Origin of the sequence: Kitasatospora sp. NPDC057223 (genome assembly GCF_042669755.1) — a bacterium.
GTDB lineage: Bacteria > Actinomycetota > Actinomycetes > Streptomycetales > Streptomycetaceae > Kitasatospora.
The window spans coordinates 37,286-63,038 of record NZ_JBHUWW010000010.1; the positions used below are offsets into that span (position 1 = coordinate 37,286).

Consider the following 25,753-nt stretch of genomic DNA (forward strand, 5'->3'; position numbering starts at 1 on the left):
CGGTCACCGGCCGGGGCGGCTCCGCAGGGCTCGGTCATCGCCGCGGCTCCCCGCCCGGGTGGGGAACGCTCAGGGCGAGCAGCGCGGTGTCGTCGTCCACACCGCCCCCCAGGGCGTCGAGGAGCTTCCGCAGGGCCGTGATGGCGCCGGACGCGGTGGTCGGCACCAGTCTCGCGGTGAAGTCCAGCAGGGCGTCGTCGCCGTAGCGGCCGCCTCCGGCGGGCGTGGCCAGGGGCGCGGTGTGGGCCTCGGTGAGGCCGTCGGTGTAGAGCAGGACGGTGTCGCCCGGGCCGAGGTGCACGGTGGTGGTGGCGATGTGGGCGTCGGGGATGACGCCGATGAGCTGGCCGTCCGGGGTCGGCAGGTGGCGGGCGCCGCCCTCGCCGCGCAGCAGGATCGCCGGGGGATGGCCGCCGGAAGCCAGGGTGAGGCTGAACCCGCTCCCCTCGGCATCGGGGGTGAGGACGCCGAACAGGACGGTGCAGAAGCGCGGGTCGGTGCCGTTGTACTCGTGGGTGAGGACGGTGTTGAGGTTGGCTAGCACGGCGGCGGGGTCGGGGTCGTACACCGCGGCGGCGCGCAGGGTGTACCGGACCAGGGAGGTGACGGCCGCCGCAGCGGCGCCCTTGCCGCAGACGTCGCCGAGGAACAGGCCCCAGCTGCCGCGGCTGAGCGGGAAGAGGTCGTAGAAGTCGCCGCCCACCTCGTCGGCGGAGGCGGTGTGGTAGTGGGCGGCCACCTCCACCCCGGCCGGTCCGGTCAGCGAGGGCGGCAGCAGGCTGCGCTGAAGGGTGGTGGTGAGGCGCTGCAGCCGGGCCCGGTCGGCCTCGATCAACCGGTAGGCCTCCTCGGCGGCCGCGCGGGCCTGGTCGGCCTCGTGCCGGGCCTCCTCCGCCTCGTGCCGGGCCTGCTCGGCCGCCTGGCGGGAGCGGAGCAGTTCGCTCTCGTAGGCCCGGCGGTCGCGGGCGTCGAAGAGGGTGGTGCGGATCAGCAGGGGCTTGCCGTCCTCGCCGGACTTGACGGTGGAGGTGACCAGGACCGGCAGGCGGCTGCCGTCGGCGGCTCTGAGCTCCAGGGCGATGCCGCCGATCTCCCCCTGGAGGCTGAGCAGCGGCGCGAAGTGCGTCTCGTGGTACAGGCGCCCGCCGACGGTGAGCAGGTCGGCGAAGCGCCGGCGGCCCACCAGGTCCTCGCGGCGGTAGCCGAGCCAGGTCAGCAGGGTCTTGTTGACCTTGGCGATCTGGCCGTCCATGAGGGTGGAGAGGTAGCCGCAGGGAGCGTTCTCGTACAGGTCCTCGGCGTTGTCCTCCAGCAGGGCGGAGAAGCGTGCCGCTTCGTCGTCCTCGGGTACGGGCCCGCATCCTCTCCGGTCCTCGTCACCGGACCCGGCCGTCACGGGCGGTCCCGCGCGAAGGCGATGATCGCTTCGGCGGTGGCCTCGGGGGCGCTCAGTTGCGGGCAGTGCCCGGTCGCGGTCAGGGTGACCAGTTCGCTGCCGGGGATCTGCGCGTGGACGAACGCGCCGACCTCGGGCGGGGCGATGGCGTCGTGGGAGCACTGCGCGATCAGGGTCGGCACGCCCACCTCGGCCAGGTCGGCCCGGTTGTCGGAGCGGAACGTGACGCCGGCGAAGGAGCGGGCGATGGCCGGGTCGGTGCGGCAGAAGCTGTTCGTCAGCTCCTCGCCGAGTTCGGGGCGCTCGGGATTGCCCATGATCACCGGAGCCATGGCACCGGACCAGCCGAGGTAGTTGGAGTCCAGTGACTCCAGCAGTTCGTCGATGTCCGCCGCGCTGAACCCGCCGCGGTACCCGGCGTCGTCGTCGTCGATGTAGCAGGGGGAGGGGGTGAGCAGGACCAGGCCCGCGAAGAGGTCCGGTTCCCGGACCGCCGCCAGGACACCGATCATGGAACTGACCGAGTGGCCGACGAACGTGACCGGCCCCAGGTCCAGGAGCCGCAGGATCTGCAGGACGTCGTCGGCGTAGCCGTCCAGGCTCGCGTACCGTTCCTCGCTCCAGGCCGAGAGGTCGGAGCGACCGGCCCCGACGTGGTCGAACAGGACGACCCTGAACTCCTCGGCCAGGGCCGGTACGACGAGTCGCCACATGTTCTGGTCGCAGCCGAACCCGTGTGCCAGCACCACCACCGGCCCGTCGTCCCGGCCCGTCACCACGACGTGGTTCCTGCTCCTGACGTCCATAGGGACCAATCCTGCCACCCGCGCCCGGCGGCCCGCCGCCCGGCAGCCTCCCTCGCGGGCCGTGCCCCGGGGGCCGACCGGCGGGAGGTTGGTTCAGACCATTGACGCTTGATCGCCGGTGCCCCTAGCGTTCGGGGAACGCGTGTCACCGCCAGGGGGAGATTGTTCGATGAAGCGCATCGGTGTGTCCGCAGTCGGGGTCGCAACCGCCGTCGTCCTGGTCGCCGGGTGCGGTTCGTCCGGCACCTCCTCGGCCGGGCCGACCCCGTCGGCGGCGACCCACGGCTGCCTGACCGCGGCGCAGGCTGCGGCCGGCTCGCTCGACCTGAGTACCCGGAGCGGCCCGGTCGGGGCGTACTTCCGGAACTCCGACGCCGGGAACGCCAAGGTCGGTGTGGTCTTCTCGCCCCAGGCCGGCGGCTCGCTCTGCGACTGGCTGCCGCACTACGCCACCTTCACCGCGGCGGGCTACGCGGTGCTCGGCTACATGGTGGGCGGCGGGGGGCCCGACGACGTGCGCACCGCGATCGGGCAGCTCAAGTCGAAGGGCGTCTCCAAGGTGGTGCTGGTCGGGGCCTCGAAGGGTGCCAGCGCCTCGCTCGAAACCGCGGCCGACAGCGCGACCAGCCCGCTGCCGGTCGTCGCGGTCGTGTCACTCAGCTCGCCGCTGTCCTATCCGGGCGAGTCGAGCGCCGAACGGGCGGTGGCCACCTCCACGGTGCCGACCTTCTTCGGGGTGGAGACCCAGGACGGCAAGTTCCCCGACTTCACCCGACAGCTGCACGCCACGGCCGTCGCCGCGGTGAAGGAGCTGAAGGTCTACCCGGGGGTCAACCACGGCGCGGCCGTGCTCACCGACGGGGCGCTGCCGGACGTGCGGGCGTTCCTCGACCGCAACGCGCCGGCTGCGGGATAGGCCTGCGGCGTCCGGCCGGCCGGTCAGGCGCTCTCCTCGGGCGGAGACGGCCTACGGTTCGCGGGCGCCCGCCGCGCTCGGCGGTCCGGGCGGCTGCCACTCGATCATCATGATGGTGGCGTCGTCGGTCAGCGTGCTGTCCTGGTTGTCCAGGAGCGCGTGGATCAGCCGGCGCAGTGACTCGGGCGCCGACTCGCCCGCCGCGGTCGCCCGGATCACGAAGTCCGCGAAGCGCTCCAGGCCGAAGAGCTCACGCCTGGCGCCCCGCGCCTCCACCACGCCGTCGGTGTAGAGCAGCACCCGGTCTCCCGGCTCCAGCGCCGCCGTGTTGATCCGCCTGGGCGTTCCGGTCAGGGCGCCGAGGCCGAGCGGCGGCTCCGCAGCCGTGACCAGGGCGTCCTTCACCACCTCCTGGCCGCGGATCAGCAGGGGCGGCGGGTGGCCGCAGTTCGACCAGTGCAGCGTGCCCGTGCCGATGTCCAGCCGCAGCAGCACACCCGTCGCGAAGCGGTCCGGGAGCCACCTGGTCAGGGCCTCGTCGATGCTCGCCACCAGTTCGGGCAGGTCGGCGCCGTTGCGGCGGGCGTTGCGGCAGCCGGCGAGGGTCACCGCCGCGGTGAGCCCGGACGCCAGGTCGTGGCCCATCGCATCGATGACGGCCGCGTGCAGGACACCGGCCGACAGGCTGTGGTCGAACGCGTCGCCGCCGAGGTCGTAGGCGGGTTCCAGGACGGCGGTGGAGATGACCTCGCCCGTGCACACCGTACGCGGCGGCAGGAATGCCCGGAGCATCTCGGCCGGCAGGCTCATCTCCTGCGCCCGGGTGCCCCGCGCGTAGCTGTCACTGGTGTCCCGCTTGGAGGTGATCACCATGGCCAGCATGGCGGCGAGCAGCCGGCAGTGGCGCAGAGCGGCGGCGCTGAGCGTGTCCGTCCGTACTCTCAGCACACCCAGCCGTTCTGCGCCGTCGACCAGGGGGAACCAGGCGGTCAGGCCGTCCCCGAGGTCCTCCGTGACCCGGAGTGAGCCGGTGCGGAACGCCCAGCCGGCCATGGTCCCGTCGATCTGGACGCAGTCGCCGCCGTCGAGCGGGAACAGCCGGCGCTGCTGGATGTCGGCGAGGTAGACCGTGCTGGTGCCGATGCCGAGGGACCTGGTGTAGCGCTCAGCGAGATTCGGTACGTCGGCCGGCTCCAGGGTCCTTCCGGTGGTGAGGAACTCCTCGATCAGTCGTTCGCCCTCGTTCAGGGGCGAGGGTTCGTCAGCCATGTGTCCACCCGAGCCCACTCCCGGGCGGCCCTGCCGAAGGCGCGACCGGGCCGCCCGGGAGTCCACCCGGGCGGCCCAGTCCGCGGTCGGGCGGGAACTGCCGCAGCTTCGCCGCCGGGCCCCGACGGGCGCACCCGGAAGGCCGACGGACGACGGCTACTCCAGCAGGAGACCGAGCAGGCCCGCCCGGCCGCCCTCCTGCCAGGCACGGCGCTGACGGTCGGCGCCCGTCCCGGCGGCCAGGAACTCCCTGAGCAGGTGGTCGATCCGTTCGGTGTCACCGGTCTCGGCCAGACCGGGCGCGGCGTACGCCCTGAGTTCCTTGACCACGGCTTCGGCGGCCATGGCCGGGCCGCCCGTCGGCGACACCAGCGGACCGTCGAGCCCGTTGTGGGCGGCCTGCCAGGTGGCGGCGCGGAGCATCTCCTCGTCGGGCTGCGGACGCGGTGTCCCCCGGCGCTCGTCCGCCAGCGCGGAGGCCACCAGGGCACGAATGAGTCCGGCGAACAACTCGGCATCCTCTACGCGCAGTTGGACGTCGGTGGCGCGGATCTCGATGGTCGGGTAGCGCTCGGAGAGCCGGGCGTGCCAGTACAGGCCGCCTCGGTCGCGGATCAGGCCGGCGTCCTCCAGCGCCTGCGTCCGCCGCTCGTAGTCCGCCGCGTCGGCGAAGGCCGGCGGCAGTCCACTGGCCGGCCAGCGGTCGAAGTGGATCGTCCGCCAGCCGGCGAAGCCGGTCTCCCGTCCTTCCCAGAACGGGGAGTTGACGGCCAGCGCGACCAGAACGGGCAGCCAGGGCCGGATCCTGTTCAGGGCGGCCACGCCCTGCTCGCGGTCCGGGATGCCGACGTGGACGTGCATGCCGTTCAGCATCAGGTCGTCCACCAGCTGCGGCGCCTCGGCCCGTGCCGAGCGGTAGCGGGCCCGGTCGGTGACGGGGACGGGCGTGAGACCGGCGAACGGCGCCGCACCGACCGCCGCGATCCGGCAGCCCGCCTCCCGTGCGGCGGTGTTCACGGCCGCCCGCAGGCGCTCCAGGTGGGCGGCGGCCTCGTCCAGGGCCTCGCAGACCGGCGTGGCCACCTCCACCTGCACCTGGAGCAGTTCGTGCTGGGCCTCGTCGGGCTGCAGAGTCGGCAACAGGTCGGCGGCCGCCAGGACCTCCGTGGCCCGGGGCACCGGCACCCCGCTCACGGGATCGATCAGCAGATACTCTTCTTCGACTCCGAACGTCAGCATGGCGCTCGGCTACCCCGCATCACCGTCGGCAATCCGGCAATCCGGTGGTGCGGAGAGCCGGGCGGTCCTTCCCGTCGTCCGCCTCAGGTGACGGGCGCCGGGGTGGGGCCGGGGCCGGGCAGCGGCCCCGGACCGGGGTGCGGCGGCGGAGCCGGAACCGGGTCCGGCCAGGGGTCGGGTTCCGACGGGCCGGGCGGCGCGGGCGGTACCGGGTCCGGCCCGCCGGGACCGGGGACGGGGCCGGGCAACGGTCCGGGTCCGGGGCCACCGGGCCCGGGTGCTGGCGTGGGGTTGGGCGGTACGGGGTCGGTCGGGCGGGTCATCCTGGCTCCTTCGGTAGCGGGCGACGACGGCTGACGGCGGTCCGGGGGCGCGGCCGGGAGGTGAGAGCCACCCGGCGCCTGGTCCGCTCTGCCGCGCCGTCCTGATGTCCGGGCGGACTTCGTCCGCCCCCGGGCGCCTACCCGATTGTGGCCGGGGGATGTGTCGGTCCGCTCGGTCCGCTCGGTCCGGGAGGGCGACGGGGAGTAGCGGGCCGAGGGCGGGGGCCGTCGGCCCGACTGCGAGCGGGCCACCGACTGCCGGTCGTCCGGTCGTCCAGTCGGCTGGTTACCGGCTACCGGGAGAAGCAGGTCTTCACACTCACGGCTGGTCCGTCCGAGTACTTCTGGACGGCCGCCCTGGCGTCTCCCGACACAGCCACGGACGTCGTGCCCCCGGCGGGAACCGTCGTCAACCCGCCGATCGGGACCACTTCGATCGCTTGCTGGGACGCTCCCGCCGACGGCTGGTCGTAGACCAGATAGACGACGCGGACGGCGACGGCCGTGTCGTTCGGGTTCTTCAGGATGACCTGGTCGAATGCGTCGAACTTGGTGAGCGGCCGGCCTGCGGCGTCCGCCGGCTTGGCCTCGACCGCCGCCGCACTCACGGAGAAGTCCGTCGGGACAAGGTCTTTGACGGTCACCCTGACATCGGCGGCGAGTCCGGCGTCGGTCCCGTGGAAGGTCAGAACGTCGTAGCCCCCACCGGGCTGGATGACGAGATCTCCCCGGTCGCTTCCGTAGGCCGTGGTGACCTGCACGTCGGGCAGATCCTTGCCGGCACCGTCCACCGCGGTGATCACCAGGGTGGGTACCACGCTGGTGTCCCCGTCGTTGTCGACAAGGAGTGTCTGGTCGATGTACTCCTCCATGCCCAGCGCGCGGTAGTCGAAGGACAGCGACGCGGCCGACGGACCTGTCGCGGAGGCTCGGGCGACCGGCGTCGAGGCCGGCGGCGCTGCATTCGTCGGGACGCTCGCGGATATGGACGGACCTGCGGAGGGAGGCGGAGAGGCAGGGGTCGGGGCGCAGCCGGCCAGCGCGGCGACGCCGAGAACAATGCCTGCAACCGTCCGGATGCGGAGGGCGGAGCCGGCCCGCCGGTCCCGGACGAGAGTTCGATCAATCCTTGGCATTGCCGGAGACTAGCGCAGGCGGCCGGTGCCGGGGTGGCGGACATCGTCCTGGCGGCCCGCCCGGCCCCGGCGCGGCGTCGACCCGCCACCTTGTCCGCAGCCCTGAGCGCTTCACCGCGTCTGACGGTCCCAGTGCGGGCTGAGGGCGATGGCCTGCAACTGGTCGATGGTCAAGGGCGGTTCGGCGCGGGTGGGGTGGCTCGAATCCGTGATCGGGTGCTCGGAGTTGGTCGCGCTCACCCTGACCCGGCGGCCGTCCGGGCGGATGGCGATGACGACCCACATGAGCTGTCCGTTCGCCAGCGGGACCCGCTCGGACCGGAGGGCGGTGCCGTTCGGAAGTACCTGGCAGGTCGGCGGGGTGTCCCGGCCGCAGTCGACCGAACCGAGCACGGCGTCGGTCCTGAGCGCTGCGCCGCCGACGGTGGGAGACGAAGGGCGGACCAGCACGGTGTGGGCGTAGGCGGCCGGCGTCTGGGTGCGGTCGATCCGGCTCCAGGAGCGGTACATCTTGGCGGGTCCCGGCGGTCAGTGGGGGCGGTGACCGGTCAACGCGTGCCAGCGGTCCTGCGCCGCGTCGAGGTCCTGTCGCGCCCTCGGAATGCGGATGTCGTTGCCCTGCCGGGCCGTTACCTCGCCGAGGCGGAGCTCGGCCTCCGCGCGCTCGCCGGTGTCGCTCCGGATGCGCCGGAGGTCGGCTCCGGCCTGCCGGATGAGGGAGGCCCGCTCCTGCTGGAACGCCTTGGCGTCCGAGACGGCGTTGTGGACGTCGACGACGAACCTGCGGACGTACTCCTCCCCGATGTCCGCGACGGGGTAGGTCAACAGGTGCTGACGCCCGTTCGGAGCGACCAGGTAGACGTGGCCGGCGGTCGGGGAGTGGTCGGAGCGGACGGAGATGTCGTGCAGCGGAAGATCACCGCGCCAGTCGTCGGTGTTCACGGCGAGGACGTGTTCGTAGAGCGAGAGACCGTCGATCTCGGCCCGGAATCCACCGCGCCCGGGCTCGCGCAGGTAGGCGAGGTGTTCCTCGGCTTCGCGTACTCGGCGCCGGTGGGCCGTGGCGGCGGCCTCGGCGGAGGCCCGTGCGCCGGCGAGTTCCTTCTGCGCGGACCGCTTCAGGTCGCGCAGGGTGTCCCGTGCGGTGCCCAGGTCGCGGCGGGCGGCGTCGTGCTCGGGGGCGAAGGCGTACTTCCAGCCGCCCGGGTACCGGTGGAGCCGCCGGCCGATCACTCCGGCGACGGCCAGCAGGACGAGCAGTATCCAGATCCCAGCGTTCACGTCGCCCTCCCCGGCCCGCAGTTGGCGCCCCCGGTCGAGCCGCTGACTCGTACCAGGTCGCCCCGACGACTATCGGCAACCGGAACGCCGCTCGTCAAATCACCGATCGTGGCGGCCCTGACTTCTTGTTAGATACTTAGCTAATGTGCTAAATAGCTGACATGACAGAAACTCAGGACGAGGCAGGAGCCTTCCGCGCCCTCGCCGATCCGACGAGGCGCCAGATCCTTGAGGACCTCAGAGCCGGCGAGCTCGCGGCAGGTGAGATCGCGAGCAGGTTCGCGATCAGCGCGCCGTCCATCTCACGGCATCTCGGCGTGCTCAAGGGAGCCGGACTGGTCACCGAGCGCCGGGACGGCAATCGGATCCTGTACGCCCTGGTCGAAGAGCGCCTGGCGACCTGCATCGGCCGGTTCCTCAGCGTCGTCTGCCCCGAGCAGATCGTCCTTCGCCACACCAAGTGGCGTGCCGCAGAGCGGGGTGAGGGAGCATGAGGCAACCGCGTCTGTCCAGCGTCATCGAACGACGGCTCCTGGTGAACTACCGGGTCGCCCCGGACGCGGCGGCACGCCTTCTTCCCGAACCGCTGCGCCCGCAGCTGGTGCACGGCCACGCGGTCGCGGGTATCTGCCTGCTGCGGCTGGGAAGTGTCCGGCCGGTCCGGACCCCAGGGCGCTGGGGCTGCGGAGCGAGAACGCGGCGCATCGGATCGCCGTCGAATGGGACGGGCCGGACGGGGTCGAGACCGGCGTCTACATCCCACGACGCGACACCGCCTCGCGGGTCAACGCCTGGGCCGGAGGCCGGATCTTCCCCGGCGAACACGGCCGCGCCGACTTCGCGGTGCACGAGACACCCGCCCAGGTGCGTGTCGCCTTCGCGACACGGGACGGTGACATGCGGGCGGACGTCACCGTGGAGCTGTCCGACGAGCTGCGAGGAAGCGGGCTCTTCGCCGATCTCGCCGAGGCCTCCCGATTCTTCCGGGCCGGGGTGAAGGGCTACTCGGCGACCGGCTCCGGCCGACACCTGGACGGCATGGAGCTGCACACGGACGCCTGGCAGGTGTCGGCCGGCCGGGTCCGCTCCGCCACCTCGTCCTTCTTCGACGACCCGGACCGCTTCCCGCCGGGGAGCGCGACCCTGGACTGCGCCCTCGTCATGCGAGACGTCCCCGCCCGTTGGCGGCCGCTCCCGACCATGGTGGCTGGCCCCGGCGCTCAGCTCGTCCGACCGCCGTGGGAGGCGGCGGACCGGGACACCCTCCGCCGCGGAGGTGGCAGGACCGTGCGATGACCTTCTGTGGCGATCTCACTCCCAACGTCTACTCGGACGACCGGGAGATATTCACCGATGTGACCGGGGGATACGGCTGGCCGGTGTTCCGGCCCCGTTGCGAGCGGACCAATATCGGCCGGCTGACGGGCGAGATGCCCCTGGAGGAGTGGCCCGACACCAGCGGGCTTCGCCGAGAAGCTGCTGGATATCCTTTCGGCCCAGGTGGTCAACGAGATGATGGGCCTGCATGACTGCGACCTCTGCCTGCCGTCATCGATCACGGGTACCTGCCCCCTCGGTCGCTCGTCGACGCGGTCCTCGGCTTCGAGCCGGAGCGCGACGTGCCCGCCAACTGCCCCTGGCTGCGCTTCCCGTGGACCCCCGAGGACGCAGACCTGATGGAATGATCACCACCCGTACCTGACGGGCCGACAGGTGGGCGGCACGGGGGATTCGGGTTCCTTTTCCCCTTCGTCTGCCATCGGTACTGCCTCCGGAACAATCCTGTGCCGGCGAACGGCCGGACATTTCTGGCATATTCAGTAACTGACGCCCCGTCGGCCGCCGGGGTGAGCCGCGTCGCTATGATCTGGGACCGCCCGGACATTCGCGGGCCCAATTCAGACATAATCAACCAAAAAGTCGGAGCAATGACAATTCGCACTACCAGGATGCTGGCTTCGTCCACCCTGCTCGCACTCGCCATCGGCGTGAGCATCGGGTCGGCGAGCGCCGGCGCGGTCAGCGTGTCTCCGAGTCCGACCGCCTCCCCGACGGCAACGGCCTCTCCGAGTCCGACGGCCTCCCCGAGTCCGACCGCCTCACTGACGGCGACGGCCACCCCGACGGTGACGGCCTCCCCGAGTGCTGCGGCGAGCAGCGCCGCGCCGACGCCCACGAGCCGGCCGAGCGTGCCGCTGCCGTCCCCCTCGATCGACTACGACCGCTGCAACGGGGGTGTCTACTCCGGCGAGCTGAAGGTCACGGGAACCGGCCTGTGGGGCACCACCCTGGTCAAGGGTGGTCCTGCGCAGGAGGTCTCCACGACGTGGGAGAACACCAGCGGCGTGGACATCGAGAAGTTCGAGACCTACCTCTACCTCACCGAGGAGGAGCCGACCACGCCGATCCAGCACTTCACGAAGGACCTCTTCACCGTCCAGGTGCGCACTCCCGGCGCGGACTGGGCACCCGCCTACTTCAACGACTCCCGCGCCGTCATGACCGGGAGCCACAAGATCGCCAAGGGCGGGAAGCTCACCGTCTCGGTGCGCATCACCGCGACCACGGCCCTTCCGGTCGGCCTCTACGGGGGCAATCAGGGAGGTGCGTCCGAGGTCTTCGAGAACGGCTCCGTACCCAAGCCCGCAAGCAGCAAGAAGAACAGTTGCACCCAGTACGTCGGGTACTACCTGGGTGAAATGAAGGTCGCGGACACGGCCGCCGGCGCAGTGAGCGCGACCCCGGCTCTGGGCACGGCTTCCAAGTCGGCCCCGGCGGCCGGCAAGGGCCTCGCCGAGACCGGCGGCAGCTCCAGCACCCTGCCGATCGCAGCCGCGGGCGCCGTCGTCCTGGCCGCCGGAGCCGGGACCCTCCTGGTACTGCGCCGCCGCAAGGCCGCGCACCAGTAGAGCTGCCGCCCGCCACGAGGTCCGGGGCGTCGATGTCGCTCGGCCCATCCGTTGTGTCCGAGCACCCGCCTGAGTACACGCAGCACCGAGGCCCCCGGCAGCGCCGGGGGCCTCGGCCGTTCCATCGCTCGCCCCTCCCTCGTCCTCGTCCTCGTCCTCGCCGGGCATCCGCCCCCGGCCGCCGGCGAGGTACTCCTGAGCCGCGACCCGCCGACAGTATTTTCTTCCTTGACAAGTTTTTCTGTCGGAGGGACCCTGGAGGGGTGCTGGACGTCGCTGTGATCGAAGAACCCGCTGCGGCCGAGGCCTCCCTGGACCCCATACGGTCCCGGATCCTCGCCGCCCTGGCCGAGCCCGGCTCGGCCGCCATGCTGGCCGTCCGCCTGGGGCTGCCCCGGCAGAAGGTCAACTACCACCTGAAGGAGCTGGAGCGTCACGGGCTGGTCGAGCTCGCCGAGGAGCGGCGCAAGGGCAACGTCACCGAACGGGTGTACCGGGCCACCGCCGTCTCCTACGTGATCTCGCCCAGTGCCCTGGCCGCCGTCAGCCCGGATCCCTCCCGGGCTCCCGACCAGCTCTCCGCCCGCTGGCTGCTGGCGCTGGGGGCCCGGCTGGTGCAGGAGGTCGGGATGCTGCTGACCGGAGCGGCCCGGGTCAAGCAGCGGGTCGCGAGCTTCGGCATCGACGCCGAGGTGCGGTTCGCCTCCGCAGCCGACCGGACGGCCTTCGCCGAGGAGCTGGCCCAGGCGGTGGCCGGCCTGGTCGGCCGCTATCACGACGAGTCCGCCCCGGGAGGGCGGCGGAACCGCGTGGTCGTGGGGATCCACCAGATCCCCGCGCCCCACCCCGGCACTCCCGACGTACCCGGCGCACCCGGCAGTCCGGTCGCCTCGGCCGGCCCGCCGCAGGAGGCCGGGGTCACACCCTGGCACGGACCCGAAGCAGGACAGGAGGGACGACCATGACGCACCCGTTCGAGATCACGTTCGAGACGACGCTGCCCGCGAGCCCGGAGCAGGTCTGGGAGGCGATCGCGACAGGGCCGGGCATCGACTCCTGGTTCATGGGCCGCAACGAGGTCGAGCCGCGTGAGGGCGGGGTCGCCGCCATGGACATCGGCGGCCGGCGGGAGGAGGCGGTGATCACCGCCCATGAGCCCGGCAAGCGCTTCGCCAGCCGGACCGCCGAGGGGGAGGACGGCCGGTTCATGGCCTTCGAGTACCTGATCGAGGGAAGGGACCGCAGTAGTACGGTGCTCCGGGTCGTCCACAGCGGCCTGCTCGGCGACGACTGGCAGGACGAGTACGACGCCCTGCGCCGTGGCTGGCCCTTCCACCTGCACACGCTTCGCGAGTACCTCGCCCACTTCGCCGGACGCGCCGGGGCCCCCGTCTTCGCCGTGGCGCCGTCGCCGGGGCGGACACCGCTGGAGACGGGGGCGGTGCTCGTCCGGGCGCTGTCGCTGCCGGCCACGCCTGCGGTGGGCGCCCGGGCGTACGCCGAGCCGGCCGGCCTGCCGCCGTTGGACGGCGAGGTCGTCTGGTCCGACGACGAGCGGATCGAAGTCCGGGCCGCCGACGGGATCTACACCTTCCACCACGGCTCCGGCGTGGCGCTGATGTTCCATCACCTGTTCGGGCCGGACCCGGACCGGGACGGGGCCGAGGCGGCCTGGCAGCGGTGGTTGACCGGCCTCCTCGCCTGACAGCCACAGCCCACAGCCCACAGTCACAGCGGCAGCGCCAGCGGCAGTTTCAGGGCCCAGGAACAGCCACAAGTAGTCGAAGACCGACACGAGACAGCAAGGAAAGACTCATGCGCACCCTGATCAGCACCGCGTTCATCTCGCTCGACGGTGTCGTGGAGGCCCCGGGCGGCGAACCCGGCTACCGGAACTCCGGATGGACCTTCAAGGACGTCGAGTTCCTGCCCGAGGCGTTCGACCTGAAGGGACGGGAGCAGAAGGAGTCGGCCGCGATCCTGCTGGGCCGGACCAGCTACGAGGCGTTCAGCCCGGTGTGGCCGGACATGGAGGAGTTCGCCGACTACAAGGTGATGCCGAAGTACGTCGTCTCCACCACCCTCGCCGAAGACGACCTGGTCTCGAACTGGGGCCCGACCACGATCCTGCGCTCCCTCGACGAGGTCGCCGCCCTGAAGGAGACCGAGGGCGGCCCCATCATCGTCCACGGCAGCGCCTCCCTGACCCGGAGCCTCGCCGACGCCGGCCTGATCGACCGCTACCACCTGCTCGTCTTCCCGCTCCTTCTCGGCGCGGGCAAGCGGCTGTTCCCCGCCACGGACAAGGACACCCAGAAGCTCAAGCTGGTCGAGCACGCCGTGTACGCCAACGGCCTGCAGATGAACGTCTTCGACGTCGTCCGCTGACCGGGGACGGAGTCCGGCTCTGGCCGTGGCCCTGGCCGGGGTCGGGGCCACGCCTGGTGTCGGGGTCGCAGTCGGCCCGATGGTGTGGGTTCAGCGTTTGACACGGCCTCGGACGGCGAGGGCGGCCAGGCCGAGGAGGACGGGTTCGCCGATCCGTGAGGCCATTTCGACGGCCGTGCCGGGGAGGGTGAGGTTCTGGCCGCTGGAGCGGAACACCACCGAGTTCACCACCACCAGGGCCGCCTTCTCCGCCCGCGCCCCGGTGACCCGATCGCCCCACGGCAGGGTCAGCACCGGGTCGGGCGTCCGGGTCGTCGTCCGTACGGTGCCGCTGTCGTAGGTCCCGGTGGTCTCCGGGTCGGGGGCGTCGTCGGGCAGCCCGAAGAGGACCAGCAGCAGCAGGCTTGCGCCCATCGCGGCCAGGAGCCAGGAAAGCGCCCGCGAGGCCCGCAGGCCGTACCCCGACGCGAGCCAGTACGCTCCCAGCAGCCGGCGTTCGGCGCGTGGACGCCGGCCGTCGTTGCGGCGCATCTCCATCTCGCCGTAGTAGAAGTCCGCCGCGTCCGGCTCGTTGCCCGCCTCCTCGAACGCCTTCCGCAACTGCTGGTACACCCCCACCAGTTCACCCGGGCCGGCGCCCCGCTCCGGCACCCCGTGATGCGGGCCCGCCGGCCACCCCCGTGCCCGTGCCCCGTCCACCTGCGCACGCCAGTGCTGCTCCTCGGCGAGCACCTTGCGCCGGGACCACCTCGCGGGCAGCACGCCTCGGCGCCGCCAGCCGGCCGGCGGCGCCGCGAAGCGGCACCCGAACCCGATGTGGATCTGGTCCAGGTGGAACGCCCCGGTGAACTGGCACCGGCTCAGGTCCACGTCGGTGAGGACGAGCTGCGCGGCGTCCACCCCGCCGAGGGAGGCCAGCCGGACGCCGGGCGGGCCACCGGCGGAGACCAGGCTCTCGTCCAGCGCACTGCCGTCCCGGGCGGTGAACGGCACGGGCCAGGCCTGCAGAGCCACCGGGGCGGACATCGACGCGCGGCTCAGATGCACGATGGCGCACCGGAGGCGCAGCACGGCGGACCCCTCGAACGCCGCCCGCTCGCACGTCACGTACGAGGCGGCGGCCTCGACGGTGACCTGAGCCCCCGTGAACCGGGCGCTGTCGAAACCGATCCTGCCCGCACAGACCAGCGGACCCAAGTGCTGCAACCCCTCGAAGGTCGCCCCGTCGAACCGGGCGTCGCCGGTGAAGGTGGCCGCGTTGAACGTGGCGTCGCCGGTGAAGGTGGCCCCGCGGAAGTCGGCGTCGCCGGTGAAGGCGGCCAGCGTGAAGTCGGTACGGCCGAAGCGGGCTCTCCCGGTCGCCGGGTCCGTGCAGGCGCCGAGCAGATCCTTCAGCAGGTTCTCGTCGATGCCGGTGCCGCGCAGGTCGAGATCACTGCCGGCGGTGAGGGCGCCCAGGTGAGCGGCGTAGTCGGCGGGTGGCAGGTGGCGCAGGCAGGGCCCGCCGGCGGCCACCCGTATGCCCCGGCAGCCCACCGGATCATCGGCGGATGCCCCCTCCCCGCAGTGCGGCCAGCCAGGAGCGGTGATGTCGGATGCAGCGGTCATGACCACGTTCTAACGATCTTCCCGCCGGTGTGCACCGGAGATCGGCGGGTTGTGACAGATCCCGGAAGAAGGAGTGGGTACGGGTCCGGGGCGTCGCGCGGTCCGCCACAACCGCTCTTGACGTGGAACCGTGGACGGCTCTGCGGCCGCGCCGCTCGCTCGTCCAGCCGCGCCCGCTCGCCTCGGTGGCGGAGGACGGCCACCGCCTGCTCACCGCCGAGGACTTGGACCTCGTGCGGTCGGAGGGGCTCGCCGTGGGGTCGTACAGCTCGTTGTTGTGGGGGTCCTACGTGCGGGCGGACAAGCCGCTTCCGCAGACCTATGATCACCCCGGGACCACCCGGGTGCTCGCGGTCCTGGACGACGTCGCGGGCGCACTCCCGACCACGGGAAACCAGGTCGTCCTCGCCTGGCTGATGCGGCAGGGGATCGCTCCCGTCGTCGGCGCGAGCCGGGTGGAGCAGGTCGAGGAGGCACTCGCCGCACGCCGTGTGCGGCTCGCCGACGAACACCTGGCGCGCTTCGCCGAAGCGCGCCGGCACGACAGCGCGGTCACCCACGAGGAGCCCCATGAGCACCCTGACCCTCACCCCGGCCGTGGCCGCGGACCGTACCGGCGTGTCCATCGACACCCTGCGCTACTACGAGCGCGAAGGACTGATCGGCCCGATCCGGCGTTCCGGCGGCGGGCACAGGGTGTACACCGAGGACGACGTCTTCTGGATCGGCCTGGTCACGTGCTTCCGTGAGGCCGGCCTCGGCATCGCGGACCTGCGGGATTTCGTCGCCATCCTGCGCGGCGACCACTCCCCGCACGACCGGGTCGTCTTCCTCCGTGAGCGCCGGGCCGCCCTGGAGCAGCGGGTGGCGGCACTGCACCGTGCCATGGGCGTCCTCGACGGGAAGATCGCCTACTACAGCTGACCGACCCGCAGGGCCACCCGGCCGCGTCCGGACCGACGCGGCCGGCCTTCACCCGTCCTCCCTGCTGCTACCGCTACCGCTACCGCTACCGCCGCCGCTGCCCTGCCTGGCGCGTCCGGCAGTCCACAAGCTGCCTCGTTCGCGCCGTCGCGCTCGGCTGTCAGCCGCGCACGTGCAGCCCGAAACCCGAGCGGCCCGAAGGCTCCAGACCCTCCTTCAGGTGCAGTGAGGGGATCTCGTAGTCGCCGAAGTTCTGCCGCCGGAACGCGATCGGCTCGGTCGACTCCAGGGTGAGCAGGCGCTGCTCCCAGGCCTTGGCGACGTCGGGGTACTCCTCGGCGGTCAACCGGTCGGTTCCGTACAGCACGAACGGCGGCAGCACCTCGATGCCCGGGTAGTAGAGGATGCCGTGCTGGATCGGGAACAGCAGGTCGTCGACGGGGCCGTTGATCCCGCGAGGGCCGTAGTGCGACTCCGGGCCGCCGGCGGTCACCGACAGCAGGGCCCTCCTGCCCGCGAGGGTGCCCTCGCCGAAGCGCTCGCCGTACTTGGTGTCGCTGTGCTCGCCGACGCCGTACGCGAAGCGGTAGGTGAACACCCGGTCCACCCAGCCCTTGAGGATCGCGGGCATCGAGTACCACCACAGCGGGAACTGGAAGATGATCGTGTCGGCCCACAGCAGCTTCTCCTGCTCGGCGAGGACGTCCGGGGTGAGCGTCCCGGCCTCGAAGGCCCGGCCCGAGTCCAGGGCGACCTTCAGCGGGTTCGAGGCGTCGGGGCCGTAGTCCGCGGCGTCCACGACCGCCTTCCAGTTCATCGTGTACAGGTCGCTCACCCGCACCTCGTGCCCCGCGGCCTCCAGGGTGGTCACCGCGAGGTCCTTCAGCGAGCCGTTGAGCGACTTCGGCTCCGGGTGGGCGTGGACGATCAGTGTCTTCATGGGAATTCCTTCGGATCGGGTGCCACCGATTCTGGGCGCCGGGGCGCCCGTCGTTCAGGGGCGCCGCTTCCGTCGGACCGGACTTCCTGGTATCGGCAGGGCCACCCTCACGGACACCACCGGGGCGCATACTCGTGGGCATGGACGATCTCGCGGGCTTCCTGCGGACCCGGCGTTCCCGGGTCGATCCGGCGGCCGTCGGCATACCCACCGACAGCCGGCGCCGGGTCGAAGGGCTGCGCCGCGAAGAGGTCGCGCACCTGTCCGGGGTCAGCGTCGACTACTACGTACGCCTGGAGCAGGGCCGTGCGACCCAGCCCTCCGAGCAGGTCCTCGACGCACTCGCCCGCGTCCTCGGCCTCGACGGGACCGAGCACGGGCACCTCCGCCGGCTCGCCCGGCAACGCCGCCGCCGCGCGAAGGCGCCGGGCGGGAGGATCAGGCCGGAGCTGCTGCGCATCCTCGGCCTGGTCGCCGACGCACCCGCGCTGATCATGGACCACCGCATGGACGTGCTCGCCGGGAACCACCTCGCGGGGCTCCTCTACGGCCGGCCGGCGACGGGCCTGAACACCGCCCGGCACATCTTCCTCGAAGAAGCCGAGCGCGGCCTCTACGCGGAGTGGGAGAACTGCACCCTCGACGTGGTCGGGCACCTGCGCCTGGCCGCCGGCAAGTACCCCGAGGACCCCCGCCTGGCCTCGCTGGTCGGCGAGCTGGCGATGGGCAGCGAGCGCTTCCGCCGTCTCTGGGCCCGCGCGGACGTGCGGGCCCGTACCCATGGACGCAAGGCGTACCGGCACCCGCTGGTCGGGCTGCTGGAACTGCACCAGGAGAACTTCGCGCTGCCGGACGAGTCGGGCATGGAGCTGCTGGTGATGTCCGCCGTCCCCGGCAGCCCCGCCGAGGACGGGCTGCGCCTGCTCGCGGCCCTGGGCGCCGACAAGTCCGACGGCACGCCGCCCATCGACGCGCATCCCACCCGGCAAGCCCAGGTGCGTGATTGACCCACCGTCAGACCACGCCCACCTGTGGGTCCGCCACGAACAGGCCGCCCGGTCGGAAAGTCCGCAACCGGGGGTTGATCTAGGTCATGAACTGACCTAGACGGCTCCTATCGTGTCTCTCGTCGAAGAAAACAGCACCACGCACAAGAAGGCGGAGAGACCATGACCGAGTCCACCACCCAGCTCCCGACCCCGGCCCTCACCGGCGAGCGCGCCGACCTGCTCGAACAACTCGGCAAGGCCCGGTTCTTCCTCCGCTTCACCGCCAACGAGCTGACCGACGCGCAGGCCGTCGAGCGCCCCACGGTGAGCGAGCTCTGCGTGGGCGGGCTGATCAAGCACGTCGCCGAGGTCGAGAAGAGCTGGTTCGGCTTCATCCTGGAAGGCCCGTCCGCGATGCCGGACTTCACCGCCATGACCGAGGAGGACTGGGCCCACCGCCTGGACGGCTTCAACCTGCTGCCCGGCGAGACTCTTGCCGGGGTCCTCACCGACTACGCCGAGGTGGCCCGCCGTACCGACGAACTGGTCGCCACCCTGCCCGACCTGGACGCCTCCCACCCGCTGCCGAAGGCCCCCTGGTTCGACGCCGACACCGACTGGTCCGCCCGCCGCACCCTCCTCCACATCATCGCCGAGACCGCCCAGCACGCCGGTCACGCCGACATCATCCGCGAGGCCCTGGACGGCACCAAGAGCATGGGCTGACATCCACCGAACGGGCCCACTCGACGTAGCCGGACCGTCCCCCGGTGCCTGTCCCGCCGGCTGCGGGTCCGGTGCTCAGGGTGCGGTCACGGCAGGTGTGCGCGGTGGGGCTGCCGCGTCGCGGGCCGGCGGAGTGCTGGTGAGTACGACGGTGACGACCAGCAGGGCGCTGATGCCCACGAGTTCGAGCAGGACGGCGCGGCGCAGGGCGCGCGGACCGTTCCCCGTCGTGCGGGCCGTGCCGGTGGGGCCGGCGGCAGCCACGAGGAGGATGAGCGCGAGCAGCCCGGTCTTGATCAGCAGGAGTCTGCCGTAGGAGGTTCCGGTGAGCTCGCCGAGACCGCTCACCTCGCGGAAGGCCTGGTAGAGGCCGGTGGCGACGAGAACCCCCACCGAGGACAGCGCCAGCCGCGTGAACCGTGCGGCAGTGACGCGCTGTTCAGTGCTCAGGCCCGCCTCGGATCCGACCCGGGCCAGCAGGACGGCCATCCCGAACAGGCCGCCCGCCCAGACGGCCATCGCCGTCACGTGCAGGGTGGTGACCACCAGGGCCGCCGACTGCCACGCCCCGGTGGAGGCGTGGCTGACCAGGCTCCAGGTGGCACCGAGCCCCAGGGTGAGCAGGACGGCCGGGGCCAGGCCCCAGGGGCGTCGGAGCACCGCCTCGCCCACCGCCGCGACGAGCGCCAGCAGGATGATGCGGGCGACCAGGGCGTGCCCCTCGCGGGTGTCGAGCGTCGTGCTCAGCAGGGCACGGTCGAACACCTTGGCGGCGGAGTACCCCTGAGTGGCCGGGCCGTAGACGAACAGCTGGATGACGGTCCCCGCCAGCAGGACGCCCCACCCGAGTGCGCCTGGCCAGCGCGCACCCTGCAATTCCCTTTTGCCGGAACGAGGTTCGGTAGCTTCGGTGCCCCTGGAGGACGGGTGGCAGAGGCGTATCGCCGTGCCGCCGACGAGCAGGGCCAGGCCCGCGAATCCGAGCCAGGCTGCCGCGTCCAGCACCGCGTCCGTGACGCGGTCGTGGGTCACGGGGGCGCCCGACGCTGCGGGGTGGCTGGGCGAGCCGACGGAGAAGGTGAGCGTTCCGGTGGTGGTGTGGCCGTCGTCGGCCGTCGTGGCGCGCCAGTCGAGTACGTAGGTGCCCGGGTGCGGGTCGGGGCGGAGGCCGACGGTGAGGCGCTCGCTCTCGGCGTTCGCGTCCTGGGCGGGGGCACTGTCCAGCCGTTGCCCGCCGGGGCCGGTCACCCGGACCGAGCTGAGCCCCAGCACGACCTCCTCGGAGAACACCAGCACCACCTGCTGCGGCTCGGCCGCCAGGACAGCGCCGTCGGCGGGGGAGGAGGAGAGCAGGTCGGCGTGGGCCGAGGCGGGCAGCGCCAGGGCCAGCAGCACGCCGAAGGTCAGCAGCCCGAGGGTGAGCAGGCGTCGCACCGGCCCGGAGAGCCGCGACGTGCTGCGCGGGAGGTCGGCGGTCAGTCTGCCCGGCATGCGCCCGCCGCCTTCCGCTGCTGGACCAGCGCGTCCGGGCCCAGCCGGTACTCGGCCAGCGACTCGTCGTCGGGGACGAAGCGCCACCGGCCCGACTCGTGGACGAGCGTGCTGCTGCCGGTGGTGCCGGCCCGGTTCCACGCGATCAGTACGGTGTTCTGGTCCACCGTGGTGCTGTGACGGATCACGTAGGGGACGCCCAACGCCGTGGGGCACTCGGTGTTGAGGCGCACGAAGTCGGCCTGGGAGATCGCTTGTTGGGCGCTCTCGCTCCACAGGCTCCAGGCCTGGGCCCAGCCGCTGCCGGCGAGCAGGCCGAACTCCTGGGAGGCGACCCCTTCGGCCTGGAGCGACTGGGGCTGAGGCGGCTGGGGTGGTGCGCTGGGAGCGCTGTGCTGTGAGGTGCTCGCGCACCCGGCCGCGACCGCGGCCAGTGCCACGGCCGTGAACCCGACGACGGCGCGCCGGTTCGCTGGGCGGTGCGACAAGGTCCGCTCCATTCTTGGGCAAAGCGGCTGACCGAGGACTGAGGGGGCTGCGGAGGCTACGGAGATGAAGCGGGGGCCGGACCGCCGGGGACGCCGCCCCGCGGCGCGCGCAGACGTGCCGCACGCCGCGGGTGTGCGGTCGACCCGGCCCCCGCGCCGTCAGTTGGTCAGCCGGTTGGTGCCGTAGTGCTTGATCAGGGAGTCGTTGGCCGCGAGGTCGAGATCGGCCGTGAACTTCAGGGAGTCGCGGATCTGGTCGAGCGTGATCGCCGAGTTCGGGAGGACACCCAGCGAGTAGGTGAAGGACTGCCCCGGCCCGACCTGACGCTCGTTCAGCGGTACGTCGTGGAAGTCGATCCGGGCGATGTAGAAGGAGACGCCGTTGCCGCGCGGCACCTCCAGGTAGTCCTGCTGGGGGTGGCCGTACTGCTGGGTGGCGGTGTAGCCGTGGTTGTCCGAGCCGGAGGGCGCCTGGAAGACCAGGACCGCGCAGTCCGTCGAGAGCGTCTGCGAGGAGGTGTTGGTGAACACGAACTGGTAGTTGCCGTACCACTGGTTGCCACTGAAGGTGACGTACTGCGACAGTGCCACGTTGCTGGTGAAGCGCGTGGTCGCCGGCTCGCTCAGGACGGGGTTGGCGCCGCTGATCGGGTGGTTGACGCCGTTGGCGCAGCGCTCCAGCGGCTTGTTGTACTCCGAGGGCTGGCCGGCGGGTACCGCCTGGGTGAAGGCGGTGGGGCCGGAGCTGACCGCCGAGGTGGTGTTGGCGTCCGCCTGGGCCGAGGTGCCGTTGGCGAGGGCCGCAATCCCGGCGAGCAGCAGCACGGTGGCGAGGCTTGCTCCGAAGCCGCGCTTGGTGGACTTCGCGTCCATGGTGGAGATCCCTTCGATCGCGAACGAGCCACGGGGGTGAATCCCGCGTGGCCGGTGGGGGTGCCGCGAGGGCAAGTGGTGCCCGCAGCCGTGAAGCGCTGGCAGGTGCGCCACCTCGGGACAGGTTGGGGTGTCCGCGCGGGCGACGTCCTCCGGGCGCTTCGTTGAAGGCTGTCCTACTTGGCATTCGTACGTTGACAGTCACTCAGATCCGCGTCAAGGGTCTAGTCCAATATGTCCAGACCAATAGGTCTAGACCCTTAACAGTTCCCAAAGGCAGCCTCAAAAGGCGTAGTTGATGTTTCGATCTCGTACGCGTCCGAGCGGGCGTGCCCGGGTCGGTTCAGTGCCGGGGGGCTTGGATGCCGGCCAGGATGAGGTCGATGCCGGCCAGGAACTGCTCACGGTCGTCGTGTTCGGGCAGCTGCGCCGCCACCCGGTGCACGAAGGGGTACCGCGCGGGATCGAGCTGCGCCCACTGGGCGGCGGCCGCGCCGAGGACGGCCGTTCGATCGGTGCCGGGCGCGTGCAGGCGGGCGTTCGCGGCGTTCTGCCCGGCGACGCCGAGGGTGTAGCTCACGAGCGCAAGGGTGGCGTCGAACTGTGCCCGTTCGGGGACGCCGAGCGCCTGGAGCCGGCCGCCCATGCCCTCGAAGATCTGCGGCATCGCGACCAGCCACGGCGCGCGGGAGAGCTGGGCGCCCACCCACGGGTGTGCGTCGATCGCGTCGAAGACTCCCAGGGCGACGGCCCGGATCGCCTCCCGCGGGTGCGCGTCCCCGGCCGTCTCCGTCACGACGCGGGCGATGACGTCGTTGGTGGCCGCGGTGAGCAGGTCGTCCTTGTTGGCGACGTGCCAGTAGATCGCCCCGCTCCCGGTGGCCAGGCGGGCCGCGAGCGCGCGGAAGGTCAGCGCGCCCTCGCCGCCGGCGTCGAGGATCTCGATCGCGGTCTCGACGATGCGCTCCTTCGAGAGCGCGTCCGTGCGCCGGTCCGCGCGTTCAGCCCTGCTCGCCATGGTGCCAAGTTTGACACATCTGGAACAGCGTTCCAACATGGAGGAATGGAACAGAGTTCCATTCATGTTCGGGAAGGAACCACCATGACGACATCCGTCACGATCGTCGGCGCGGGCCTGGGCGGTCTCACCCTCGCGCGCGTCCTGCACGTCCACGGCATCCCCGCCACGGTCTACGAGGCCGACCCCTCGCCCGAGTCCCGCACGCAGGGCGGCCAGCTCGACATCCACGAGGACGACGGACAGCGGGCGCTCGCGGACGCCGGCCTCACCGACGAGTTCCACGCGATCATCCACGAGGGCGCCGACGCGACACGTGTGCTGGACCAGCACGGCGCACTGCTCCTCGGCATCCCCGGCGGCGACTCGATGGCCCGTCCCGAAGTGCTGCGCGGAGATCTGCGCCGGATCCTGCTCGACTCCCTGCCCGACGGGGTGGTCCGGTGGGGTTGCAAGGTCACCGGTGTCCGGTCCCTCGGCGACGGGCGGCACGAACTCTCCCTCTCCGACGGCACGACCACGGTCACCGGCCTCCTCGTCGGTGCTGACGGCGCCTGGTCGAGGATCAGGCCGCTGCTCTCGGACGCCACGCCCTCGTACGCCGGCACCACGTTCGTCGAGACCTACCTGTACGACGTCGACGACCGGCACCCCGCGACGGCCGCAGCGGTCGGGCAGGGCGCGATGTACGCACTCACCCCGGGGAAGGGCATCGTCGCCCACCGGGAGGCGGGAGGCATCCTGCACACCTACGTCGAGCTGAACCGCTCGGCGGAGTGGATCGCCGGCATCGACTTCACCGACGCTGCCGCCGCGAGCACCCGGATCGCAGCCGAGTTCGAAGGGTGGGCCCCGGAGCTCACCGCACTGATCACCGACGGTGAGACCGCCCCGGTCGCCCGCATGATCCACACCCTCCCGGACGGGCACCGGTGGGAGCGCGTGCCCGGGGTCACGCTCCTCGGTGACGCCGCGCACCTGATGCCGCCGTCCGGCGACGGCGCGAACCTGGCGATGTTCGACGGCGCCGAACTGGGCAAGGCGATTGCGGCCCACCCCGACGACACCGAAGCGGCGCTCGCCGCCTACGAGAAGGCGCTGTTCCCGCGCAGCGAGGCCTTCTACGCGGACGCGCACGAGATCCTGGACCTCTGCCTCGGCGACCGCGCACCGTTCGGACTGATCGACGTCTTCACGGGTGGTCCCGAAACCCGGCCCTGAGCCGCCGGGCGACGGCAGACGTCCCGGCGGGCCGGCGGAGCGTGTGGACCCCGGCCCGGGCGGCGTACGCCCGGGGGCCTCAGGAGGCGCCGGCGTCGGCCCGGTCCACCAGCAGGACGAGCTTGCCACGCGCGTGGCCTGCCTCACCCACGCGGTGCGCCGTGGCGATGTCGGTGAGCGGGAAGGTCCGTACGGTGGGGGGTGTGAATCGCCCGGCTTCGATCAGCGGGCCGATCTCGTCGAGCACGTACAGCGCGCGGCCGGTGTCGCCCCGGCTGAACCTGACGCCGTGCTCCAGCGCGCCGGTGTGGTCGGCGATCGTCACGACGTTCGCGGCGGCGCCCGTGAGTCCGATCAGTTCGGGCAGTACGCCGCTGCCGGCGACGTCGAGGGCCAGGTCGACACCGCCGGGGGAGAGCGCGCGGACCCGTTCGGCCATGCTCTCGCCGTAGCTGACAGGTTCGGCCCCGAGGGAGCGCAGGTAGTCGTGGTTGGCCGGTCCGGCCGTGCCGATCACCCGTGCCCCGCGCGCCACCGCGAGCTGGACGGCGGCGCTGCCGATGCTGCCGGAGGCACCGTTGACCACGAGCGTGCAGCCTGCTCCCGCGCCGAGCTGGTCGAGAGCGCGGGCGGCCGTCTCCAGTGCGGAGGGCAGTGCTGCGGCCGTGGCGAAGTCGAGCGAGGGCGGAATGCGCACGTAGTGGTCCAGCACCGCGGACTCGGCCTGGGCCGCGCCCCCGCCGGAGAGGCCGAAGACGCGGTCGCCGACGGCCACACCGGAAACCCCTTCGCCGAGTTCGTCGACGACACCCGCCGCCTCGTGGCCCAGGGTCTGCGGCAGCTCCTGGTCCATCAGGCCCTGGCGCTTCTTCCAGTCGCTGGCGTTGACGCCGGCCGCGCGCACCGCGATCCGGACCTGGCCCGGTCCGGGGTGCGGTTCGGGGAGATCGGCGATCTCCAGGACATCGGGGCTTCCGAACCCGCTGAACCGGGCTGCCTTCATCGTTCGCTCCGATCTCGTCCCCGGGGCTCGGGTGCCGCGCACTCGGCATCACCGGGTGATCCGCATCTCGCTGCCACCATAGATCGCCGTCACCGGACCGCGGTCCCGGAGCAATGTCACCGGAGCACTGTCCCGGACCGCAGGACAGGCGGAGCCATCCGCGCGGGGGTGTCCGCCCGGTCCGTCACCGCACCGAGGCCAGGAACCCCGAGGCCGTCGCGACGTTCAGGGACAGGTCGGCCACGCTGTCCAGCACCAACCGTTCGTTGGCCCACGGGGCGAACTCCGCCCGCCGCCGCTCCACCACCTCCCACGTCGGCTCGGCGAAGCCCTCGATCCCGCGCGACCGGCCCTCGAGCCGACGCCGGTGCACCACCGGATCCGAGCACACCACCTCGATGAACACCACCGGCACGCCATGACGATCCGCCAGGGCCCGCCACTGCCCCCGCGCCGCCTCCACAGCGTTCACCGCATCCACGATCACTGCCTGGCCCAGGGCCAGCACACCGCCGGCCACGGCCTCGGCCACGAGATAGGCCGCGAGGCCCGTGGGCCCGCCGCGCGCCACTCCCGCGCGCCACATCGCCGCTTCGATCGGATCCACCGACACGACCGGAGCGGCCAGCTTCCGCCCCAGTGCCTCGGCGACCGAACTTTTCCCCGCACCGGGCAGTCCCGCCATCGCGATCAACATGACGACACCCTCGCACGCCGAGCGACCGCCGCCCGACTGCCCCAGGGCGGAACGGGCGCTTCAGCCCGCTCATCCAGCCGCACCGGGGTGTGCCGCGAACGATCGGGGGAAG

Annotated in this window: 25 protein-coding genes and 2 pseudogenes; 12 read left to right on the plus strand and 15 right to left on the minus strand. The window is 72.0% G+C overall.

The window, feature by feature from the left end:
• Positions 1-34: 34 nt before the first annotated feature.
• Positions 35-1,396 (minus strand): PP2C family protein-serine/threonine phosphatase, encoded by a 1,362-nt coding sequence (locus ACFUK0_RS06410; protein WP_380246919.1) that lies wholly within the window; start codon positions 1,394-1,396, stop codon positions 35-37.
• Positions 1,393-2,202, minus strand: coding sequence for an alpha/beta fold hydrolase (locus ACFUK0_RS06415; protein WP_380246920.1), 810 nt, complete (start codon positions 2,200-2,202; stop codon positions 1,393-1,395). Before ACFUK0_RS06415 ends, ACFUK0_RS06410 begins: the two co-directional genes overlap by 4 nt.
• 169 nt (positions 2,203-2,371) lie before the next feature.
• On the opposite strand from ACFUK0_RS06415, the gene ACFUK0_RS06420 reads away from it, so the two are divergent.
• Positions 2,372-3,118: an alpha/beta hydrolase family protein gene (locus ACFUK0_RS06420; protein WP_380246921.1), complete on the plus strand. Its 747-nt coding sequence runs from the start codon at positions 2,372-2,374 to the stop codon at positions 3,116-3,118.
• A gap of 51 nt (positions 3,119-3,169) precedes the next feature.
• Here ACFUK0_RS06420 and ACFUK0_RS06425 read toward each other — a convergent pair whose 3' ends face one another.
• The 5 genes from ACFUK0_RS06425 to ACFUK0_RS06445 all read right to left on the minus strand — a co-directional run bounded on the left by ACFUK0_RS06425 (position 3,170) and on the right by ACFUK0_RS06445 (position 8,366).
• Positions 3,170-4,387 (minus strand): PP2C family protein-serine/threonine phosphatase, encoded by a 1,218-nt coding sequence (locus ACFUK0_RS06425; RefSeq protein ID WP_380246922.1) that lies wholly within the window; start codon positions 4,385-4,387, stop codon positions 3,170-3,172.
• Between the two features lie 156 nt (positions 4,388-4,543).
• Positions 4,544-5,626 carry a glutamate--cysteine ligase gene (locus tag ACFUK0_RS06430; protein ID WP_380246923.1) on the minus strand — a complete coding sequence of 361 codons (1,083 nt, stop codon included), beginning with the start codon at positions 5,624-5,626 and terminating at the stop codon, positions 4,544-4,546.
• 616 nt (positions 5,627-6,242) lie between these two features.
• Positions 6,243-6,821, minus strand: a complete 579-nt coding sequence (locus ACFUK0_RS06435) for a hypothetical protein (RefSeq protein ID WP_380246924.1) — start codon at positions 6,819-6,821, stop codon at positions 6,243-6,245.
• A gap of 375 nt (positions 6,822-7,196) precedes the next feature.
• Positions 7,197-7,595: a hypothetical protein gene (locus ACFUK0_RS06440; RefSeq protein ID WP_380246925.1), complete on the minus strand. Its 399-nt coding sequence runs from the start codon at positions 7,593-7,595 to the stop codon at positions 7,197-7,199.
• An 18-nt stretch (positions 7,596-7,613) separates the two neighbouring features.
• Positions 7,614-8,366, minus strand: a complete 753-nt coding sequence (locus tag ACFUK0_RS06445) for a hypothetical protein (protein ID WP_380246926.1) — start codon at positions 8,364-8,366, stop codon at positions 7,614-7,616.
• Positions 8,367-8,527: 161 nt separating this feature from the next.
• On the opposite strand from ACFUK0_RS06445, the gene ACFUK0_RS06450 reads away from it, so the two are divergent.
• From ACFUK0_RS06450 to ACFUK0_RS06475, 6 genes and pseudogenes are all read left to right on the plus strand, one after another.
• Positions 8,528-8,860, plus strand: coding sequence for a metalloregulator ArsR/SmtB family transcription factor (locus ACFUK0_RS06450; RefSeq protein WP_380246927.1), 333 nt, complete (start codon positions 8,528-8,530; stop codon positions 8,858-8,860).
• Positions 8,857-9,662, plus strand: a pseudogene (locus ACFUK0_RS06455) (DUF2071 domain-containing protein). The gene ACFUK0_RS06450 and the pseudogene ACFUK0_RS06455 overlap by 4 nt, the downstream one beginning before the upstream one ends.
• A 632-nt stretch (positions 9,663-10,294) precedes the next feature.
• Entirely contained in the window at positions 10,295-11,275 is a 981-nt protein-coding gene (locus ACFUK0_RS06460; protein WP_380246928.1) for an LAETG motif-containing sortase-dependent surface protein, read from the plus strand.
• A gap of 263 nt (positions 11,276-11,538) precedes the next feature.
• Positions 11,539-12,240, plus strand: a complete 702-nt coding sequence (locus ACFUK0_RS06465; RefSeq protein WP_380246929.1) for an ArsR/SmtB family transcription factor — start codon at positions 11,539-11,541, stop codon at positions 12,238-12,240.
• On the plus strand, positions 12,237-12,980 hold the full coding sequence (locus tag ACFUK0_RS06470; RefSeq protein WP_380246930.1) for an SRPBCC domain-containing protein: 744 nt from the start codon (positions 12,237-12,239) through the stop codon (positions 12,978-12,980). The genes ACFUK0_RS06465 and ACFUK0_RS06470 overlap by 4 nt, the downstream gene beginning before the upstream one ends.
• 110 nt (positions 12,981-13,090) lie before the next feature.
• Positions 13,091-13,663, plus strand: a complete 573-nt coding sequence (locus tag ACFUK0_RS06475) for a dihydrofolate reductase family protein (RefSeq protein WP_380246931.1) — start codon at positions 13,091-13,093, stop codon at positions 13,661-13,663.
• A gap of 90 nt (positions 13,664-13,753) precedes the next feature.
• Here the strand turns inward: ACFUK0_RS06475 and ACFUK0_RS06480 are convergent, their stop codons facing one another.
• Positions 13,754-15,271 (minus strand): pentapeptide repeat-containing protein, encoded by a 1,518-nt coding sequence (locus ACFUK0_RS06480; RefSeq protein ID WP_380246932.1) that lies wholly within the window; start codon positions 15,269-15,271, stop codon positions 13,754-13,756.
• Between the two features lie 119 nt (positions 15,272-15,390).
• Here ACFUK0_RS06480 and ACFUK0_RS06485 point away from each other — a divergent pair.
• A pseudogene (locus ACFUK0_RS06485) lies at positions 15,391-15,807 on the plus strand (aldo/keto reductase); the annotation flags it as partial.
• 34 nt (positions 15,808-15,841) lie between these two features.
• Entirely contained in the window at positions 15,842-16,195 is a 354-nt protein-coding gene (locus ACFUK0_RS06490; RefSeq protein WP_380246933.1) for a MerR family transcriptional regulator, read from the plus strand.
• A 160-nt stretch (positions 16,196-16,355) separates the two neighbouring features.
• Here the strand turns inward: ACFUK0_RS06490 and ACFUK0_RS06495 are convergent, their stop codons facing one another.
• Positions 16,356-17,135 (minus strand): NAD(P)H-dependent oxidoreductase, encoded by a 780-nt coding sequence (locus ACFUK0_RS06495; RefSeq protein WP_380246934.1) that lies wholly within the window; start codon positions 17,133-17,135, stop codon positions 16,356-16,358.
• A gap of 140 nt (positions 17,136-17,275) precedes the next feature.
• Here ACFUK0_RS06495 and ACFUK0_RS06500 point away from each other — a divergent pair, with 140 nt between their 5' ends.
• Both ACFUK0_RS06500 and ACFUK0_RS06505 read left to right on the plus strand, forming a co-directional pair.
• Positions 17,276-18,142 carry a helix-turn-helix transcriptional regulator gene (locus ACFUK0_RS06500; protein WP_380246935.1) on the plus strand — a complete coding sequence of 289 codons (867 nt, stop codon included), beginning with the start codon at positions 17,276-17,278 and terminating at the stop codon, positions 18,140-18,142.
• Positions 18,143-18,304: 162 nt separating this feature from the next.
• Positions 18,305-18,850, plus strand: coding sequence for a DinB family protein (locus ACFUK0_RS06505; protein ID WP_380246936.1), 546 nt, complete (start codon positions 18,305-18,307; stop codon positions 18,848-18,850).
• A gap of 75 nt (positions 18,851-18,925) precedes the next feature.
• Here ACFUK0_RS06505 and ACFUK0_RS06510 read toward each other — a convergent pair whose 3' ends face one another.
• The 4 genes from ACFUK0_RS06510 to ACFUK0_RS06525 form a co-directional block, all read right to left on the minus strand.
• The gene (locus tag ACFUK0_RS06510; protein ID WP_380246937.1) at positions 18,926-20,341 is read right to left on the minus strand and encodes a copper resistance protein CopC; all 1,416 of its coding nucleotides are present in this window, start codon (positions 20,339-20,341) and stop codon (positions 18,926-18,928) included.
• Positions 20,326-20,829 carry a hypothetical protein gene (locus ACFUK0_RS06515; protein WP_380246938.1) on the minus strand — a complete coding sequence of 168 codons (504 nt, stop codon included), beginning with the start codon at positions 20,827-20,829 and terminating at the stop codon, positions 20,326-20,328. Before ACFUK0_RS06515 ends, ACFUK0_RS06510 begins: the two co-directional genes overlap by 16 nt.
• Before the next feature lie 159 nt (positions 20,830-20,988).
• Positions 20,989-21,702, minus strand: a complete 714-nt coding sequence (locus tag ACFUK0_RS06520; protein WP_380246939.1) for a hypothetical protein — start codon at positions 21,700-21,702, stop codon at positions 20,989-20,991.
• A gap of 343 nt (positions 21,703-22,045) precedes the next feature.
• Complete coding sequence (locus tag ACFUK0_RS06525; RefSeq protein WP_380246940.1) at positions 22,046-22,720, minus strand: TetR/AcrR family transcriptional regulator; 675 nt, start codon at positions 22,718-22,720, stop codon at positions 22,046-22,048.
• 84 nt (positions 22,721-22,804) lie between these two features.
• On the opposite strand from ACFUK0_RS06525, the gene ACFUK0_RS06530 reads away from it, so the two are divergent.
• A complete protein-coding gene (locus ACFUK0_RS06530; protein ID WP_380246941.1) occupies positions 22,805-23,941 on the plus strand; it encodes an FAD-dependent oxidoreductase in 1,137 nt (378 codons plus the stop codon).
• Between the two features lie 79 nt (positions 23,942-24,020).
• On the opposite strand, the gene ACFUK0_RS06535 is transcribed toward ACFUK0_RS06530, so the two are convergent.
• On the minus strand, positions 24,021-24,944 hold the full coding sequence (locus ACFUK0_RS06535; RefSeq protein WP_380246942.1) for an NADP-dependent oxidoreductase: 924 nt from the start codon (positions 24,942-24,944) through the stop codon (positions 24,021-24,023).
• 184 nt (positions 24,945-25,128) lie between these two features.
• Complete coding sequence (locus ACFUK0_RS06540; protein ID WP_380246943.1) at positions 25,129-25,641, minus strand: AAA family ATPase; 513 nt, start codon at positions 25,639-25,641, stop codon at positions 25,129-25,131.
• Positions 25,642-25,753 lie beyond the last annotated feature (112 nt).

Bases quoted from the DNA above. Each gene is read 5' to 3' on its own strand.
- ACFUK0_RS06415 (WP_380246920.1), bottom strand. From the start codon at position 2,202: ATGGACGTCAGGAGCAGGAACCACGTCGTGGTGACGGGCCGGGACGAC.
- ACFUK0_RS06420 (WP_380246921.1), top strand. From the start codon at position 2,372: ATGAAGCGCATCGGTGTGTCCGCAGTCGGGGTCGCAACCGCCGTCGTC.
- ACFUK0_RS06425 (WP_380246922.1), bottom strand. From the start codon at position 4,387: ATGGCTGACGAACCCTCGCCCCTGAACGAGGGCGAACGACTGATCGAG.
- ACFUK0_RS06430 (WP_380246923.1), bottom strand. From the start codon at position 5,626: ATGCTGACGTTCGGAGTCGAAGAAGAGTATCTGCTGATCGATCCCGTG.
- ACFUK0_RS06435 (WP_380246924.1), bottom strand. From the start codon at position 6,821: ATGGAGGAGTACATCGACCAGACACTCCTTGTCGACAACGACGGGGAC.
- ACFUK0_RS06440 (WP_380246925.1), bottom strand. From the start codon at position 7,595: ATGTACCGCTCCTGGAGCCGGATCGACCGCACCCAGACGCCGGCCGCC.
- ACFUK0_RS06450 (WP_380246927.1), top strand. From the start codon at position 8,528: ATGACAGAAACTCAGGACGAGGCAGGAGCCTTCCGCGCCCTCGCCGAT.
- ACFUK0_RS06460 (WP_380246928.1), top strand. From the start codon at position 10,295: ATGACAATTCGCACTACCAGGATGCTGGCTTCGTCCACCCTGCTCGCA.
- ACFUK0_RS06470 (WP_380246930.1), top strand. From the start codon at position 12,237: ATGACGCACCCGTTCGAGATCACGTTCGAGACGACGCTGCCCGCGAGC.
- ACFUK0_RS06475 (WP_380246931.1), top strand. From the start codon at position 13,091: ATGCGCACCCTGATCAGCACCGCGTTCATCTCGCTCGACGGTGTCGTG.
- ACFUK0_RS06480 (WP_380246932.1), bottom strand. From the start codon at position 15,271: ATGACCGCTGCATCCGACATCACCGCTCCTGGCTGGCCGCACTGCGGG.
- ACFUK0_RS06490 (WP_380246933.1), top strand. From the start codon at position 15,842: ATGAGCACCCTGACCCTCACCCCGGCCGTGGCCGCGGACCGTACCGGC.
- ACFUK0_RS06495 (WP_380246934.1), bottom strand. From the start codon at position 17,135: ATGAAGACACTGATCGTCCACGCCCACCCGGAGCCGAAGTCGCTCAAC.
- ACFUK0_RS06500 (WP_380246935.1), top strand. From the start codon at position 17,276: ATGGACGATCTCGCGGGCTTCCTGCGGACCCGGCGTTCCCGGGTCGAT.
- ACFUK0_RS06505 (WP_380246936.1), top strand. From the start codon at position 18,305: ATGACCGAGTCCACCACCCAGCTCCCGACCCCGGCCCTCACCGGCGAG.
- ACFUK0_RS06510 (WP_380246937.1), bottom strand. From the start codon at position 20,341: ATGCCGGGCAGACTGACCGCCGACCTCCCGCGCAGCACGTCGCGGCTC.
- ACFUK0_RS06520 (WP_380246939.1), bottom strand. From the start codon at position 21,702: ATGGACGCGAAGTCCACCAAGCGCGGCTTCGGAGCAAGCCTCGCCACC.
- ACFUK0_RS06525 (WP_380246940.1), bottom strand. From the start codon at position 22,720: ATGGCGAGCAGGGCTGAACGCGCGGACCGGCGCACGGACGCGCTCTCG.
- ACFUK0_RS06530 (WP_380246941.1), top strand. From the start codon at position 22,805: ATGACGACATCCGTCACGATCGTCGGCGCGGGCCTGGGCGGTCTCACC.
- ACFUK0_RS06535 (WP_380246942.1), bottom strand. From the start codon at position 24,944: ATGAAGGCAGCCCGGTTCAGCGGGTTCGGAAGCCCCGATGTCCTGGAG.
- ACFUK0_RS06540 (WP_380246943.1), bottom strand. From the start codon at position 25,641: ATGTTGATCGCGATGGCGGGACTGCCCGGTGCGGGGAAAAGTTCGGTC.